Origin of the sequence: Sharpea azabuensis DSM 18934, from assembly GCF_000702165.1 — a bacterium.
Taxonomy (GTDB): domain Bacteria; phylum Bacillota_I; class Bacilli_A; order Erysipelotrichales; family Coprobacillaceae; genus Sharpea; species Sharpea azabuensis.
The window spans coordinates 12,173-26,616 of record NZ_JNKU01000002.1 but is presented as its reverse complement, the minus strand read 5'-3'; the positions used below and the strand labels follow the sequence as shown (position 1 = coordinate 26,616).

Genomic DNA, 14,444 nt, shown 5'->3' with positions numbered 1-14,444 from the left:
TTGTATAGGATTTAAAAATGCGCTGCATTTATTTAAAATGACAATGTCATGCCCAATCTTACAGATTTGTAAGATTGGCAGGAAACTTTAAAGAAAATGTTGAACCCACATTAAGCTTAGAGTCAACATCAATCTCTATATTCAACAAGAGTGCAATCTTTCTTACAAGATAGAGCCCCAAGCCACTTGATTTCTCATTAAGACGGCCATTAAATCCAGAATAGCCACGATCAAAGATCTTAGGTATATCTTCTTCACGTATGCCAATACCTGTATCTTTAATGGCAAGCTGTCTTGTTTCATTATTGTAGGAAATAGTAATTGATCCTTGATTTGTATATTTCACAGCATTGGCTATAAGCTGTTCAATCATAATAGAGAGCCACTTGCTATCAGCAATGACTAGCTGATGAATTGGTTCATAGTTTAGCGAAATCTTCTTATCAATAAAAAGCATGGCATATTTTTTCAAGACCACTTTTATGATTTCATCAAGATCAACATAAGTAATATCCATATCGGCATTACGGTCAATAAGCTTAATATAGTTCATCGCCATATTTGTATATTCTTCAATATAAAACATCTGTTCTTCCAAGGCTTTTGTTTGGGCATTTTCATAGGTTCTAAAAAGCAGCTTAGAGACGGTGATTGGTGTCTTAATCTGATGGGTCCAGAGCAGAAAATATTCTTCAAGCTCTTTTCTTTTATCAATATAGCTATTTTCATTCCTCTTGATTTCTTCTTTGAGTTCTTCAACCTGTTCATCTAGAGTACGTTCTTTTTGATAAGATGGAAATCTTGCGACAAGATAGACAGCAAGTCCAAAAAGCAAAATTTCAATAAAAAGCCAGTAATATTCTAAGGAAAGACTGGCTACGAGAAAAACTAAGAGGTTTGTGATTGCGACAAAGAGAAAGCCTAAAAAGAGCTGATACTCACTCTTTAGATAGTCTATAAATTTATTCATGAAGATAATAACCCACACCTTTCTTCGTCATAATGAAATCAGACAAACCTACTTTCGTAAGCTTCTTGCGCAAACGCGTCATATTCACAGCTAATGTATTATCATCAATGAACTGATCACTTTGCCAGCAATGTTCAATGATACTTTCTCTTTTGGCAATATCATCCTTGGCAAGAAATAGACATTCGAGAATCAAAAGCTCTGTGCGTGTCAAATCGATGCTAATATCCTGTCCTTCTAGCTTACAGGCCGCTAAATTCAAAGAAAGATTCTTATAAGCTAATTTGTCGCTTTCAACGACATAATCATAGGCACGTCTTAAGACCGCCTGAATCTTTGCCCGCGTTACGGCAATATCGATTGGCTTGACAATATAATCATCCGCACCATATTGCATGGCTTGGACAATATTCATGGATTCATTATGGGAGGAAATAAAGATAATAGGCACTTTGGAATGTTGTCTAATCTTCTCCGTCCAGTAGAAACCATTATAATAAGGCAATGTCACATCCATCAGAATGAGTTCAGGCTGAAAGTGCAGCACTTCCTGATAAACTTCATTGAAGTTTTCTACGCCCTTTGTCTCATAGCCCCATTGGTTAAGCTCATTTGCGAGTAATTGAAATAATGTTTGGTCATCTTCAACAATTAGTATTTTCATGATAACACCTCTATGACTAAGACTATACGAATTTCCTTAAAATTACTACCCAAAGCAAAAGAAAACCGGAAATTTTCCGGTTAGTCTTGTTTAAGCTGTTCTTTTAATTGAAGAATGTGCTTTTCAATTTCATCAATGATTTCTAAAAAGACTTCATCATTCTTGCCTGTTGGATCTTCAAGTCCCCAGTCGTCATCAAAGCCTCTTCCTATATAAGGACAGCCAACATTACAGCCCATGGAAATGGCGATATCTGGATCAGGGATATCATGAATCAGTTTAGAATATTGTGTCTTATTCATATCAATACCATATCGCTCTTTGACAAGACGCACTGCATCCTGATTAATTTGTGGTTTTGTCTCACTGCCCGCTGAATAGCTTTCAAAGGCATCACTAGCATAATATTTGCCCAATGCTTCAGCAATCTGTGAACGACATGAATTATGTACGCAGATAAATGCGACTTTCGGTTTATTCATCTTTCTTCTCCTAGAGTGTAATAGACAAATTAGCTTTTATAAGGAATACGTTTGTTAAGAAGCTGATCATAATAATGATAATCTTCATCTTTAAAGACATTGAAAATGATCTTTTGAAGAGATGTATCTTTGCATGCATCCAGCCATTCCTGTACAGCCTTAACTGCAACTTTGGCAGCTTTGTCCTGAGGAAAACGAAAGACACCGGTTGAAATACATGGAAAGGCAATTGATGTGAGATAGTGATTGGAAGCAAGAGTCAGGCATTCTTTATAACAGCTTGCCAGCAAGTCCTCATCCTTTTTCGTAAGTATACCTGAGATGATTGGACCAACTGTATGAATGACATAATGGGCTGGTAAGTTATAGCCTTTTGTAATCATCGCCTGGCCAGTTGGTTCTTCGTAATTCTCGCCATACTTTTGTTCTTGGTCTGTCATGTAGTCATTGCATGCAAGTCTAAGCTGGATGCCTGCTTTAGAGTGAATGATATTATCAACACAATTATGCAAAGGACGGAAGCAGCCAAGCATTGCACTATTGGCTGGATTGACGATGGCATCAACCTTGAGTGTTGTCATATCCCCTTGCCAAAGATACAAACGTTTGTCTTTATCTGTTGGTGAGAATGTATTAATAGCATTAATGCCCTCTCTTTGTTCTTCTTGTAAATAGGCATCCTGAATATCAAGAATATCCTGACTAATAGGTTCAGGCATTCTGATATTCATTAATGCACGGATAAGTTGTTTTTGTTCTGTACTATCCGTTGGTATTTCAAGATGACGATATTGTGGATTATCATCAAGCAGCGCCTTTAAGAGTGTTATTCTTTGAGTATCATGATCCATAAGTAGCCTCCTTATTAAATCATTATTATTTGTGTTTAAATGTGGATAAATGTGTCTAATCAACATCATCTAACCAGTAAATCTTAGAATATTTCCAAAGCAGTTTGCATTTTCTAGCATTAACTTTCTTGCAATGTTTTGTCGGACTTTAAAAATTAAGAGCGTTCTGTTCTGGATATAAAGCTGTTACATACCCTCTATGCGTTTCACCGTTTCTGAAAGTGTACTCAACCAAATCCCTATGTTTAATTCCTAGAACATTATCCGTCTTAGCCTTGCTTTGTCTTCGCATGGGCTTTATTACCCATTCTTTAATTTCACACGTGTCTGGCTGCAAGTCTGTGATACATATGGCATCATTAGAATGTGATTTTGCAATGCCCCAGTCAATACGCTTATTGGCAGTATCGCCTCCGTTGGTCAAATGTAACATTCCTAAATTTGATAACTGTTCTCTTAGCCATTTCTTGCCTATCATTACATGCTGTGCATAATCAAAGTTCTTATTGTCAGAAGAATTCAACAAAGCAAAGTATCTGTTCATATATAATTCCTCTGCATCTTCTGTTTTCTGGTGACATTCTGTACATAATGTAATAAGATTGCCAAGCGTATTTGAGCCTTTCAGTCTTCTTGGCTTAATGTGATGAACCTCTAATCTGCAATTAGATTTTCCGCATTCCATACATCTGCAACCGTCTCGTAAAATTACAGCCTTACGGATATTCTCATCCAGTCTATTTGATTTTTGATATTGCCACTGATATGGCTTATAACCATCTGTCAATGCTCTTATATCAATAGCAACATCTTCTAGCCAGTAACTTGTTATATTTATCCACTTGTTAAGCTGACTAATAACCCTTACTGTTGCCTGACGTTTCTGTAAAATGCTTGGTGCAACTCTCTCTTTTCGTTTTGAGAATTTTCTGTTATTAAATCTCGCTGGTCTATATCTTTTATGATAACGGTAATAACGTCTAAATCCACGTCTAACGTCCATGAGATGTTTTACATCATTACGCTGTTCAATAGTTCCTTTGAAAATTACTTTGTTTCGTGTCTGACATTTCTGTACTAATGCGACACCAACATGAAGACCTCCGTCATCTATTCCACAACGAATTTCATCTTTGCAGATTTCCTTGTCTTGAATTTTCTTTTTAAGCTGTATTACCATTGGATATTTGCTGACCAGTGTTGCTCGTTTCTTGCGAATAAGAAACCAGGCCTTCTGTTCTTTGGTTGGTGCTAACTGTTTATTATCAGCATCCAATACAAAAGCATAATTTGTCATTTCTGACACCTTCCTTTCGGAGAATTTTTCTTCGTGCCAATATCGAGCAGAGGACATGTGTTTCCCTGTTATCAATGCAGGACATTAGCATTGTTTCTTGGTTTGCACTCACAGAGCTTCAGACTGAAGATTACATCTAAAGGTGTGTCTTTGCCTTACTGCTTAATGTAGTTCATATCTGCAGCATATCTTTCGATAGCAGCAGTCACTTAGGCTCGAAACCTACTGTTAAGCCATAGATAAGAGACTTAATGTGTCCACTCTTGGCTATGTTTACGTACATATTTCTATGTTTTTGGCTACTTAACAATTAGTCCTGACAATTCTTATTGATTGCTATCATCAGATAATCCACAACATCCCCTACTGTAATCTTCTTCATTTCATCTTCCATCGCTTCTTGTACCTGATCAAGCTTACCATCCAATGCCTGATGAATATTGTGCCCAACAGGACAGTCCGGACTAGGGTTCTCATGGAAATGGAAAAGACCTTTTTGCGCACTGTCATCAACGAGCTGGTAGATATCATAGAAAGTAATATCATTAAGTGAAGTCTTAAGCGTAATATCATTTTTCCCCTTACTAGCAAGAATATAACCAGCTTTAGAAAGCTTGGCCATGACACCTCTGACAATAACCGGATTAGCGCCGATGCTCTGTGCTAAAAGCGTACTATTAACAGGCACTTTGCCATGAAAATAATCAATCGCACCTAAGATATGAATGGCAATTGTAAAACGACTTGTAATTTGCATAAGTAACTCCTTTATTAATATGTACTATATGGGCAATTTGATGCCTGAACATTTGTACATCTCACCTGTCTTTTCACTAGTTTTTCGACAAAAGGTGTTGCAGGCTGTGAGAGTACTTTGTCCGGTGTATCATATTGTTCAATATGTCCTTGATCAATCACAAGAACCTTTGTGCCTAGCTTAATGGCTTCTTCAATGTCATGGGTGACAAAAAGTATGGTAATGCCTGTTTTCTTATGCAAGGCTTTAAGTTCATCCTGTAGTTGTGTGCGGTTAATGGCATCAACAGCTCCAAATGGTTCATCCATTAAAAGAATCTTGGGCGATGCGGCAAGTGCACGGGCAATACCAACGCGCTGTTGCTGGCCGCCTGAAAGTTCAGATGGATAGCGTTCTTTTAATGAAGCATCTAGATTCATCATATTCATCCAGCGATTAACAGCTTCACGCGTCTTCTCTTTATCATTCGCATTGATCAGACGAGGTACATAGGCAATATTGTCTTCCACTGTCATATGAGGGAAAAGCACACTGCCCTGGATGGCATAGCCGATATGACGTCTTAAGTCAATCAAGTCAACATCATTGATATCCTTCCCCTCGACATAGAGATGACCTGAAGTAGGCTCGATAAGACCATTGACCATCTTAAGGACGGTTGTCTTTCCTGAGCCCGAAGAACCAATGATGGTCACAAAATCCCCTGCTTCAATATTGAGTTCTAGATCATGAATGATTTCATGGTCGCCATAGCTTTTTGTGATATGTTCATACTTAATTATTGTATCCATAATAGTCCTCACTTCAAGAGTTGTTTTTCTTTTAAAAATACTTTTGCGACAGCACTCGCTTCTTTCTTTTCAGTTTCAACCTGATAGTTCATATGCTGCATGCTTTCTTCACTAAGAATATGATCAAACTTCTTCAAAACCTTACCCAATTCAGGATATTTCTTTAATGTATCTTCTCTAACAACCAGACCGCATTGATAAGATGGATACATATGTAAATCATCTTTCAGCAAGACAGCCCGTGATGAAGCAAGCTGTCCATCAGTTGTATTGACCGGCATGATATCAATCTTACCGCTATTTAATGCCTGATACTTAAGTCCCATATCCATATCACTTGTAGATTTGAAAGAAAGATTATAAGTCTTTACAAGCTGATCATAGCCATCCTGTCTTTCAAAGAAATCATATTCGGCACCAAGTACTAACTGACCATTCAGTTTCTGAAGATCAGAATAGGTCTTGATCTGATATTGATCAGCAATATCTTTTCTTAAGGCAATCCCAAAGGTGTCATTAAAGCCAAGCATTGTATGCCAAGTTAAATGGAGTTTGTTTTCATATTCTTTTTGGAGCGTATTAAACTTATCTTCCTGATAGAAATCTTTGCGTTTCAAGACCATATTCCAGCCAGTTCCTGTATATTCTGGATAGAGATCAAACTTACCACTCTCCATACCTGGTTCAATATTGCTTGTACCACCACCAACACCTTGTGTCAGCTTGACTTTCAGGTCACTTTGACTTTCAATGGCCTGCTTCAGCATTTCCCCAATAATATATTGTTCAGTCATAGGTTTTGTAGCAATCTGAATAACGCCTTTCTTTGAAGAAGGCATGATGGCGGAAATAATGAGCCCAGCTGCTATCACGGCAATAACACCTTTTGTGATTCGTGAAATCTTTTTGTTGTGAGATTTATTCGTAATATGCTTTTCAATTCTTCCAAAAATAAAATCAACAATTAAAGCCAACAGGGCAATCAATAAACTGCCATCAACACTCATCGCCATATTGTTTGTCGTAATACCACGATAGATAGCTACACCTAAACCACCAGCCCCAATAAAGGAAGCAATACCAGCTAAGGCAATAGTCATGGTTGCCATATTACGAATACCAGCAAGTATAACAGGCATAGCTAAAGGAATCTGAACGCCAACAAGAAGTTGTCTTTTAGTAGCGCCCATACCTTTGGCAGCTTCTAAGATTGCATCATCGACATTCATCATGCCAGTGTATGTATTGCGCACCATTGGAAGCAAGGCATAAATCGTCAAAGCAATGATAGCAGTTACATTACCAATACCTGTAAAAGGAAGCAGGAAGCCAAGCATTGAGATGGAAGGAATTGTATAAAGAAAATTGATAATGCCAAGAGTTGGCTTAGCACTTTTCTTATATTCACTAATAAGAATTCCTGTAATGCCTCCTAAAACAATGGCGATAATAATAGAGATTAATGATATCTGGATATGTTCTAATAAGAGTCCTAGAAAGAAAGCTTTCTTTGTCATCAGTAAATTCAGCATTTCTTTTATCATATTGTTTTTCTCCTTTGAATAGCTTTAACTGGGCAGTTTTCATAACATAAGCCACAATGCAGACAATGTTCCTGGATGATTTCATAAGGTTTACCTTCAACTATACATTGTTGTGGGCAGTTACGCATACATTTGCCACAGCCAATACAAGCATCACTAATCGCAAAGCCTTTGAGAGTAATAGGCTTCTTGTTTAAAGAAAAGCTATAACGATTGATTGGGGAAACTGATAAATCAAAGAATTCTCCTTCTCCCTCTTCAATGACAAAAGCATCAAGAATATAACGGCTCTTGCCTGGATAGACATCATTCATGGATGGATTCTCTTCAAAAATACGATCAATCCAGTATGCATTATTTTCTAAACGTTGTGCCTGACCACTTACTCTGACCATTTGATAGTTCTTATTCATGCCAGTAATGGCTACATGGTTATTATGTAGAAGCTGTTGATGAAAATCTTTACCTCTACTTGTACAAAAATAGATTTTCTCATTCTCTACAATCATAATATCAATAATTCTTACATGTGGTATTCCATTTGCATCGACTGTCGCAAAGGCAACATCTTTAACATCTCTTAATATTTGTAAATAGTTATTTGTTTCCATAATTTTCTCCTAAAACTTTCCTGAATTTGTCAGTTCTGCATAAGCAGGCATGATTTCCTTATTCATCCAATGTTCCACAATTTTACCTTGATCAAGACGGAAGATATCAAATAAAGCATAATCTTTATGATCAATAGCAACTTTTGAATAAGCAACAACATAATTTCCAGCACCCAGCACTTTAAAGACAAAGTCATATTGCACATCATGCTCTTGAATCCATATGGCATAGTTTGAGATTGAGAGATCATGTTCTTTCATTTCATCAGCAACATATTTGTTAAAAGTCTCTAGCTTATGGTTCTGCATAACTTCTGTGAGATATGTTCTTACAACGCTTTTATTAGATTCTGTTAATTCCTCGTCCTTGATTTCAAATGAACCAAAGATTTCATCATCCTGATAAAAAGCATCAATGACATCCCAATGTTCAATAATGCGTCCTTCTTCATCCGCACGGAATATATCCGTAGTGATCCACTTTGCCCCACCATGATTTAAATTCTGATAAACATGCATGAAGACATATTCGCCATCTTCAAAAGCACGTACAACCTGGATATCTCTTTTTGGATTGCGTTTAAAGAAATCTATAAAGAATGCCTTGAAACCTTCTTTACCATCAGATACACCTGTGCTATGCTGGCGATATGTCTTGCCCATATAATTATTCAGCACTACATCAACTGCACCATCTCTGATGCCACGTAAATAGAGATTTGTTGCGTTTTGTAGTTTCTTGCTCATTGCTTTGACCTCCGTTCTACACTTGTAATATACATTATTACAATTTATATGTCAACTTTATCATTACATTTATATACAAAAAAGAGAGCACACGCATGTATGCTCCTTTGAAATACTCGAAGAAAAAGAAAAGGCAGATTATTCAAACATGTAACAGGAATTTAAAGGGAAGCAGTCTTGAATAGTCTAATAAGAAACGCTTTGATGAATCGAGAGATATTATTGTTGTTGTTAAAGAATTTGTGTTTAGAAAATGATTTATTCAAAGAAAATGTAGACAAGCGTTTCTTATGCCTTTTTCTTCTATCAATCACATGAGGCTCTCTCATGTACAAACTTATGATAACGCTTTCCCATCTATTCAGCTATATCACAATTCTTAGTTCAATATCACTTTCTCATTTTTGTTTATAGTATATTCTTGCTTCATAAGGTCGATAGAGATTTCCTGAAGTATCTTTGTAGTTTTGATAAAGAATAGTGTAGTCTTGTAAGTCTAGCTCAAGTGGTAAGTTGACCTGCTGATCAAAGAAGTTGGCAACGACAAGCAGCTCGCTGTTTTCATCTTCTCTCATGTAGGCAAAGAAGTTTTCATCCTCTTCAAGAAGCAAGTGGAAATGCCCATCAACAAATATCGGATAGCTCTTTCTTAAGGCAATAAGCTTTTGATAACAAGCAAATACTGAGTCTGGATCTTCAAGATTGTCTTTGGCATTGATCTCGATATAATTTGGATTGACCTTAAGCCAAGGTGTGCCCGTTGTAAAACCAGCATTATCGCTTGCATCCCATTGCATAGGTGTTCTTGCATTATCCCTACTCTTTGCATGGATGGAACGCATGATACCTTCTTCTTGATAGCCTTGCTTTTTACGTTCATGGTACATATTGAGGGTTTCGAGATCCTCATAATCTTCAATTGGATATTGTACATTTGTCATGCCTAGCTCTTCCCCCTGATAGATATAAGGTGTTCCCTGCATGCCATGAAGGACAACGGCAAGCATCTTGGCAGATTCTTTGCGATAAGCCTGATCATTTCCCCAGCGTGAGACGATACGAGGAAGATCATGATTATCCCAGAATAAACTATTCCAGCCACTTCCATCTAACGCTTCTTGCCATTTTGTAAGAACTTGTTTGAGTTTGATAAAAGGCAATGGTGCTAAATCCCACTTTTCCTTGCCCTCTTGTTGGTCTAAGCCAATATGTTCAAACTGAAAAACCATTGAGAATTCACTGCCGTCAGGATTGCTGTAAAGTTTCGCATTATCAATATTGGCACCCCAGGCTTCTCCCACTGTAATGAATTCACCTTTACCAAATGTATTTTCATTAAGTTCACGAATATAATCATGAAGCTTTGGTCCATTATTTGTGATTTTTAAGTCGGGCACTTTCGCAATCTGGTCGATGACATCAAGTCTAAAGCCTCCTACGCCGCGATCAATCCACCAATTAATCATATCATAGAGTTCATGTTTGACGGCTTCATTATCCCAGTTAAGATCAGGCTGTTTGACAGAAAACTGATGAAAATAATATTGATCCACTTCTTCAACATATTCCCAAGCCGGTCCACCAAAGACGGATTGCATATCATTGGGAAGCTGGCCATCTTGAGCATCCCTCCAGACATAGTAATCATGATAGGGATTATCCTTACTTTTCTTAGCTTCTTGAAACCAGCGATGCTCATCACTTGTATGATTGAGGACTAAATCCATAATAATACGAATATGATGCGTTTTAGCTTCACTGATTAATCGGTCCATATCTTCAAGCGTACCAAACATTGTATCAATTGCCTGATAATCAGCAATATCATAGCCATTGTCATCCTGTGGTGACTTATAGACAGGTGAGAGCCAGATCGCATCAATGCCAAGTTTCTCTAAATAATCCAGCTTTGAGATAATGCCATTGATATCCCCAATACCATCACCATTGCTGTCTTTAAAGCTCTTAGGATATATCTGATATATTACTGCATCTTTCCACCATTGTTCATTTTTCATGATAAAACCTCCATACACTATCACTCTAACAAAAAATGTCACTCTTTAATAGAGGGACATTCTTAGAAATATATGAAACTCTCTTTTCTATACCAATAGGTTTCTTATTTTATCAAAGAGCAAGCAAGATTGCTCAAAGCGTAATTATAATTCATAAATATAGTTTTCTTTTCTCTTAACAGGCTGGGCAGGTTCTTTAGCTGGATAACCAATCACTAAATGACCAATACCTTCATAATCACCTTCAATACCTAAACGTTTCAGCAATGATTTGCCATATTCAGTCTCGAATTCTTCCTTAGCCCGATGAATCCAACAACTGCCAAGGCCTAAATCTGCCGCCGCATTCATCATATTGCCCATGACAAGTGATCCATCATAGATATAAGTCGGTCTTTCTTTGTTTGCGAGCACTACAACCAATTCAGGTGCTCCATAGAATGGGTCAATCTTTGCCCCCATGATTTCGGCATTCATCCTTCTGAGTGTTTCTTTCACTTTTGGATCTTTAATAACAATGATGATTGGGGATTGTTTGCCCATACCTGTAGGGGCATAAGTGCCTGCTTCAAGAATGGCTGCCATTTTTTCTTTTTCAACAGGTCGATTTGTGAAAGCACGACAACTACGTCTTTGTTTTAACACATCCAATGTTTTTGCCATATTCCCTTACCTCGCTATCATTATACTACACGAAAAGGATAATCTATTGTAAATATTTAATGACTTTTGCAGGAACACCGCCAACGACAGTGTGGTCAGGAACATCCTTTGTCACAACAGCCCCAGCAGCTACAACAGCTCCTTCTCCAATCGCTACACCTGGTAAGATTGTTGCATGTGCACCAATCCAAACATTCTTCCCAATATGAATAGCACCTGCCAACAAATCTCCACGATGATTAGAGTTAAGATTATGATTTAATGTGGCAAGAATAACCTGATGGCCAATCAGTGCCCCATCATCTATATAAATACCGCCTTGATCTTGAAATGAGCAACCAGAATTAATGAAAACATGCTTGCCAATATGGATATTTTTCCCACAATCCGTATAGAACGGTGGAAAAAGCGTAAATGTTTCATCTACGTGATAACCTACAAGCTCACTCATTAACATTCTGATGTCTTCTTCATCATGATATCCTTGATTGATTTGGGTTGTGATTTTAAGAGCTTCCTGGGAAAGTTCCTGTATTTTTTGATGGACTTTTGAACCAGCAATAACAGGCTTACCTGTATTGAGTATTGCAATAAATGCTTCAGTTGTCATATCCTACCTCACTTTCCCATTCATCATAGTATGCCATTCTTCATAATTCTAATACTTGTTGCGTATTCATATTATGCTTAAAAAGCATAGAAAGACATGCAGGCATGTCTCTCTTGTTATACTTTATTTTCATATGTAGCTTGTTGTTTAATAAAATCCCCGCTATCTAGTTCTGTATAAGCTTCAATTAATTCTTCTCTTGTATTCATGACAATGGGACCATACCAGGCAACAGGTTCATTAAGTTTATCAGAAGCCATATAGATGATTTCAATAGGCTGATCACCTGATTCTATTGTCACTTGATTACCATCACCAAGTTTAGCTGCTGTCTTTTCATCCACATGTGTCCCACTGACAATGGCATCACCTTCAAGAGTAAAGACCATGATGGACTTATTTTCACCAGGTCTATCGAATTCAATCCTGCTGTTGGGATTAAGATGGATATCATAATAATCAAGTGGCAGGTATTTCCCTTGAATGCCTTTATGACCTTGATATTCCCCTGCCAACAAGCGCAATTTCCCATTGCCTAAATCAAATTCCTGAATTTCACTATTCACGACACCATGATAGAAAGGTTCAGCTTTCATTTTATCCTTGGCAGGAATATTGAGCCATAGCTGTAAGCCAAGCATGCGCTTTGATGGCTGAGGCATTTCTGAATGGAATGCACCCGAGCCAGCTGTTAGCCACTGAGCTTCTCCATCATGAATGGCTGCTTTCGTTCCTAAATGATCTTCATGAACCATTGTTCCCTTTGATAAGAATGTAAATGTTTCTATACCACGATGGGGATGCATTGGGAAGCCAGCCATATAATCACTGGGGTTTGTTGAATCAAAAGCATCCAACATTAAAAATGGATCATATAAATCAACGGTCTGATTTCCCAATACTCTGACTAGGCTAACACCAGCTCCATCATGGGTACGATATCCTTGAACTTGTTTCACTACTTTTCTTAACATATTTTATTCCTCTCTTTGATATTCTCGATATTGTCTTAATAAGCGAATAAGCGTTTGTTTTTCTTCTAACGACCAGGCTAGAAACTTCTCTTCAAACATCTTTTCATTTTCAGGCACAACACCTGCAATTAACTGTCGTCCTTTTGCAGTTAACTTAACTATTGTACGTCTTTGATCCTGGGGATCTTTTTCTCTTTCAATCATGCCCTGCTTCTCTAAGTTTGTGATAATAACAGGAACTGTACCATTACTGCTTAATATTTTGTCTTTGATTTCTCCAACTGTCAGACCATCCTGATGATAAAGCGCCTCTAATACACCAAACTGGGACAAGGTTAAGCCATGACTTGAAGCAATCTTCCCTGTCTCATGATCAAGCTCTTTGACCATACGATGAATGGAAATAAGGATATAAGAATCCTGTAACATACGATCACACTCCTTACACGCATAATATATCTAATTAGATATTTTAATCAAATGAAATGCTTTGAAGAAAAAAAGCCCTCCTATTAGGAGAGCTATTGATTATTGAGTTTACGTAAAACCTTGGCAATATCATCATTGATGAGAATACTTCTTTTTGCAATGCTTTCCTGACATCCTGCTTCACCAAAGTTAATGCAGGCATAATAAGCATTTTGATTTTTTTCAACATAGTTCCAGAAAGGATATTTAATAATCACTGGAGTATTCAGACCAACACCTAGTTCTAAGAAGAGAATATGCTTATTTTGGTGATGATTCATAAAGTCATGATATCGCTCATAAGCTTCTTCCCATCCCAAGTCCTGGACAAAGCTATTATCTACACGCAAGTTAGGAATCATCTCCAAGCCATCATCTGGACATTTTGGTATCAGATTTGTTGGAATTTTCATAAGCAGATTCTTGTCTTCTGGGACATCAAATATGCCTTTTTCATTTCTTACAAAGCCTTGTGCTTCCATCATTTTCTCAATGATATCCTGGTTGTCATAAGTTTTAGGTATTGTTGGTGAAACACTTTGAAAAAGACCATAATCACCTTGCATATAGAAGAGTCTCTTCTTATCAAAGTGTGCTCTTTGAAACTGATGATCGACATTAGTCGTAATGACAAAGTAATCTTTGTTTTCTACAAGATCAAGCAAGTTTGCATAAACATCACCTGGTGCATCCATATAGCGATTGATATAGATATGTCTGCTCCACCAAGCCCAATAAGTTTCCATATCTTCAAAGGGATAGAAGCCACCAGAATACATGTCCTTAATGCCATATTCATTTGCGAAATCAAAGAAATATTTTTCAAATCTTTCACCAGAATATGTCAAGCCGGCAGCTGTTGATAAACCCGCACCTGCCCCAATCACAATCGCATCAGCTGTTTCTATTTGATTTTTAAGGACTTCTAGTTGTTGATCATTTAATTTTTCACCAAAGACATATTTTTGACTTTTTAATCTATTTAAAAACATAATCT

Annotated in this window: 16 protein-coding genes; all 16 read right to left on the bottom strand. The window is 37.3% G+C overall.

Features of this window, described 5'->3' with window-relative positions; translation table 11 throughout:
* Positions 1-58 precede the first annotated feature (58 nt).
* The 16 genes from T529_RS0100680 to T529_RS0100605 all read right to left on the bottom strand — a co-directional run bounded on the left by T529_RS0100680 (position 59) and on the right by T529_RS0100605 (position 14,439).
* Positions 59-970: a sensor histidine kinase gene (locus T529_RS0100680; protein WP_033161683.1), complete on the bottom strand. Its 912-nt coding sequence runs from the start codon at positions 968-970 to the stop codon at positions 59-61.
* Positions 963-1,634, bottom strand: coding sequence for a response regulator transcription factor (locus tag T529_RS0100675; RefSeq protein WP_033161682.1), 672 nt, complete (start codon positions 1,632-1,634; stop codon positions 963-965). Before T529_RS0100675 ends, T529_RS0100680 begins: the two co-directional genes overlap by 8 nt.
* Positions 1,635-1,714: 80 nt before the next feature.
* Positions 1,715-2,116 carry an arsenate reductase ArsC gene (locus T529_RS0100670; RefSeq protein WP_033161681.1) on the bottom strand — a complete coding sequence of 134 codons (402 nt, stop codon included), beginning with the start codon at positions 2,114-2,116 and terminating at the stop codon, positions 1,715-1,717.
* 29 nt (positions 2,117-2,145) lie between these two features.
* A complete protein-coding gene (locus T529_RS0100665) occupies positions 2,146-2,967 on the bottom strand; it encodes a protein-ADP-ribose hydrolase (protein WP_033161680.1) in 822 nt (273 codons plus the stop codon).
* A 148-nt stretch (positions 2,968-3,115) separates the two neighbouring features.
* Positions 3,116-4,264: an RNA-guided endonuclease IscB gene (iscB, locus tag T529_RS0100660; protein ID WP_202962252.1), complete on the bottom strand. Its 1,149-nt coding sequence runs from the start codon at positions 4,262-4,264 to the stop codon at positions 3,116-3,118.
* 310 nt (positions 4,265-4,574) lie between these two features.
* Positions 4,575-5,021: an Rrf2 family transcriptional regulator gene (locus tag T529_RS0100655; RefSeq protein ID WP_033161679.1), complete on the bottom strand. Its 447-nt coding sequence runs from the start codon at positions 5,019-5,021 to the stop codon at positions 4,575-4,577.
* A gap of 14 nt (positions 5,022-5,035) precedes the next feature.
* Positions 5,036-5,812, bottom strand: a complete 777-nt coding sequence (locus T529_RS0100650; RefSeq protein WP_033161678.1) for an ABC transporter ATP-binding protein — start codon at positions 5,810-5,812, stop codon at positions 5,036-5,038.
* A gap of 8 nt (positions 5,813-5,820) precedes the next feature.
* Positions 5,821-7,356, bottom strand: a complete 1,536-nt coding sequence (locus T529_RS0100645) for an ABC transporter permease/substrate-binding protein (protein WP_033161677.1) — start codon at positions 7,354-7,356, stop codon at positions 5,821-5,823.
* Positions 7,353-7,967 (bottom strand): pyridoxamine 5'-phosphate oxidase family protein, encoded by a 615-nt coding sequence (locus T529_RS0100640; protein ID WP_033161676.1) that lies wholly within the window; start codon positions 7,965-7,967, stop codon positions 7,353-7,355. The genes T529_RS0100645 and T529_RS0100640 overlap by 4 nt, the downstream gene beginning before the upstream one ends.
* Before the next feature lie 9 nt (positions 7,968-7,976).
* Positions 7,977-8,714 (bottom strand): nuclear transport factor 2 family protein, encoded by a 738-nt coding sequence (locus T529_RS0100635; RefSeq protein ID WP_033161675.1) that lies wholly within the window; start codon positions 8,712-8,714, stop codon positions 7,977-7,979.
* A gap of 398 nt (positions 8,715-9,112) precedes the next feature.
* Positions 9,113-10,732 (bottom strand): glycoside hydrolase family 13 protein, encoded by a 1,620-nt coding sequence (locus T529_RS0100630; protein WP_033161674.1) that lies wholly within the window; start codon positions 10,730-10,732, stop codon positions 9,113-9,115.
* 144 nt (positions 10,733-10,876) lie between these two features.
* A complete protein-coding gene (locus tag T529_RS0100625) occupies positions 10,877-11,395 on the bottom strand; it encodes a nitroreductase (protein ID WP_033161673.1) in 519 nt (172 codons plus the stop codon).
* A 43-nt stretch (positions 11,396-11,438) separates the two neighbouring features.
* Positions 11,439-12,005 carry a DapH/DapD/GlmU-related protein gene (locus T529_RS13590; protein WP_033161672.1) on the bottom strand — a complete coding sequence of 189 codons (567 nt, stop codon included), beginning with the start codon at positions 12,003-12,005 and terminating at the stop codon, positions 11,439-11,441.
* Between the two features lie 116 nt (positions 12,006-12,121).
* Positions 12,122-12,979, bottom strand: a complete 858-nt coding sequence (locus tag T529_RS0100615) for a pirin family protein (RefSeq protein ID WP_033161671.1) — start codon at positions 12,977-12,979, stop codon at positions 12,122-12,124.
* 3 nt (positions 12,980-12,982) lie between these two features.
* Positions 12,983-13,408 (bottom strand): MarR family winged helix-turn-helix transcriptional regulator, encoded by a 426-nt coding sequence (locus T529_RS0100610; RefSeq protein ID WP_033161670.1) that lies wholly within the window; start codon positions 13,406-13,408, stop codon positions 12,983-12,985.
* Positions 13,409-13,500: 92 nt separating this feature from the next.
* Positions 13,501-14,439: an SIR2 family NAD-dependent protein deacylase gene (locus tag T529_RS0100605; RefSeq protein ID WP_156032131.1), complete on the bottom strand. Its 939-nt coding sequence runs from the start codon at positions 14,437-14,439 to the stop codon at positions 13,501-13,503.
* Between the last annotated feature and the right edge of the window lie 5 nt (positions 14,440-14,444).

Excerpts from the sequence above, each read along its gene's own strand:
- T529_RS0100665 (WP_033161680.1), bottom strand. The coding sequence starts at position 2,967 with ATGGATCATGATACTCAAAGAATAACACTCTTAAAGGCGCTGCTTGAT.
- T529_RS0100615 (WP_033161671.1), bottom strand. The coding sequence starts at position 12,979 with ATGTTAAGAAAAGTAGTGAAACAAGTTCAAGGATATCGTACCCATGAT.
- T529_RS0100675 (WP_033161682.1), bottom strand. The coding sequence starts at position 1,634 with ATGAAAATACTAATTGTTGAAGATGACCAAACATTATTTCAATTACTC.
- T529_RS0100635 (WP_033161675.1), bottom strand. The coding sequence starts at position 8,714 with ATGAGCAAGAAACTACAAAACGCAACAAATCTCTATTTACGTGGCATC.
- T529_RS0100605 (WP_156032131.1), bottom strand. The coding sequence starts at position 14,439 with ATGTTTTTAAATAGATTAAAAAGTCAAAAATATGTCTTTGGTGAAAAA.
- T529_RS13590 (WP_033161672.1), bottom strand. The coding sequence starts at position 12,005 with ATGACAACTGAAGCATTTATTGCAATACTCAATACAGGTAAGCCTGTT.
- iscB (WP_202962252.1), bottom strand. The coding sequence starts at position 4,264 with ATGACAAATTATGCTTTTGTATTGGATGCTGATAATAAACAGTTAGCA.
- T529_RS0100645 (WP_033161677.1), bottom strand. The coding sequence starts at position 7,356 with ATGATAAAAGAAATGCTGAATTTACTGATGACAAAGAAAGCTTTCTTT.
- T529_RS0100680 (WP_033161683.1), bottom strand. The coding sequence starts at position 970 with ATGAATAAATTTATAGACTATCTAAAGAGTGAGTATCAGCTCTTTTTA.
- T529_RS0100650 (WP_033161678.1), bottom strand. The coding sequence starts at position 5,812 with ATGGATACAATAATTAAGTATGAACATATCACAAAAAGCTATGGCGAC.
- T529_RS0100655 (WP_033161679.1), bottom strand. The coding sequence starts at position 5,021 with ATGCAAATTACAAGTCGTTTTACAATTGCCATTCATATCTTAGGTGCG.
- T529_RS0100630 (WP_033161674.1), bottom strand. The coding sequence starts at position 10,732 with ATGAAAAATGAACAATGGTGGAAAGATGCAGTAATATATCAGATATAT.
- T529_RS0100640 (WP_033161676.1), bottom strand. The coding sequence starts at position 7,967 with ATGGAAACAAATAACTATTTACAAATATTAAGAGATGTTAAAGATGTT.
- T529_RS0100670 (WP_033161681.1), bottom strand. The coding sequence starts at position 2,116 with ATGAATAAACCGAAAGTCGCATTTATCTGCGTACATAATTCATGTCGT.
- T529_RS0100610 (WP_033161670.1), bottom strand. The coding sequence starts at position 13,408 with ATGTTACAGGATTCTTATATCCTTATTTCCATTCATCGTATGGTCAAA.
- T529_RS0100625 (WP_033161673.1), bottom strand. The coding sequence starts at position 11,395 with ATGGCAAAAACATTGGATGTGTTAAAACAAAGACGTAGTTGTCGTGCT.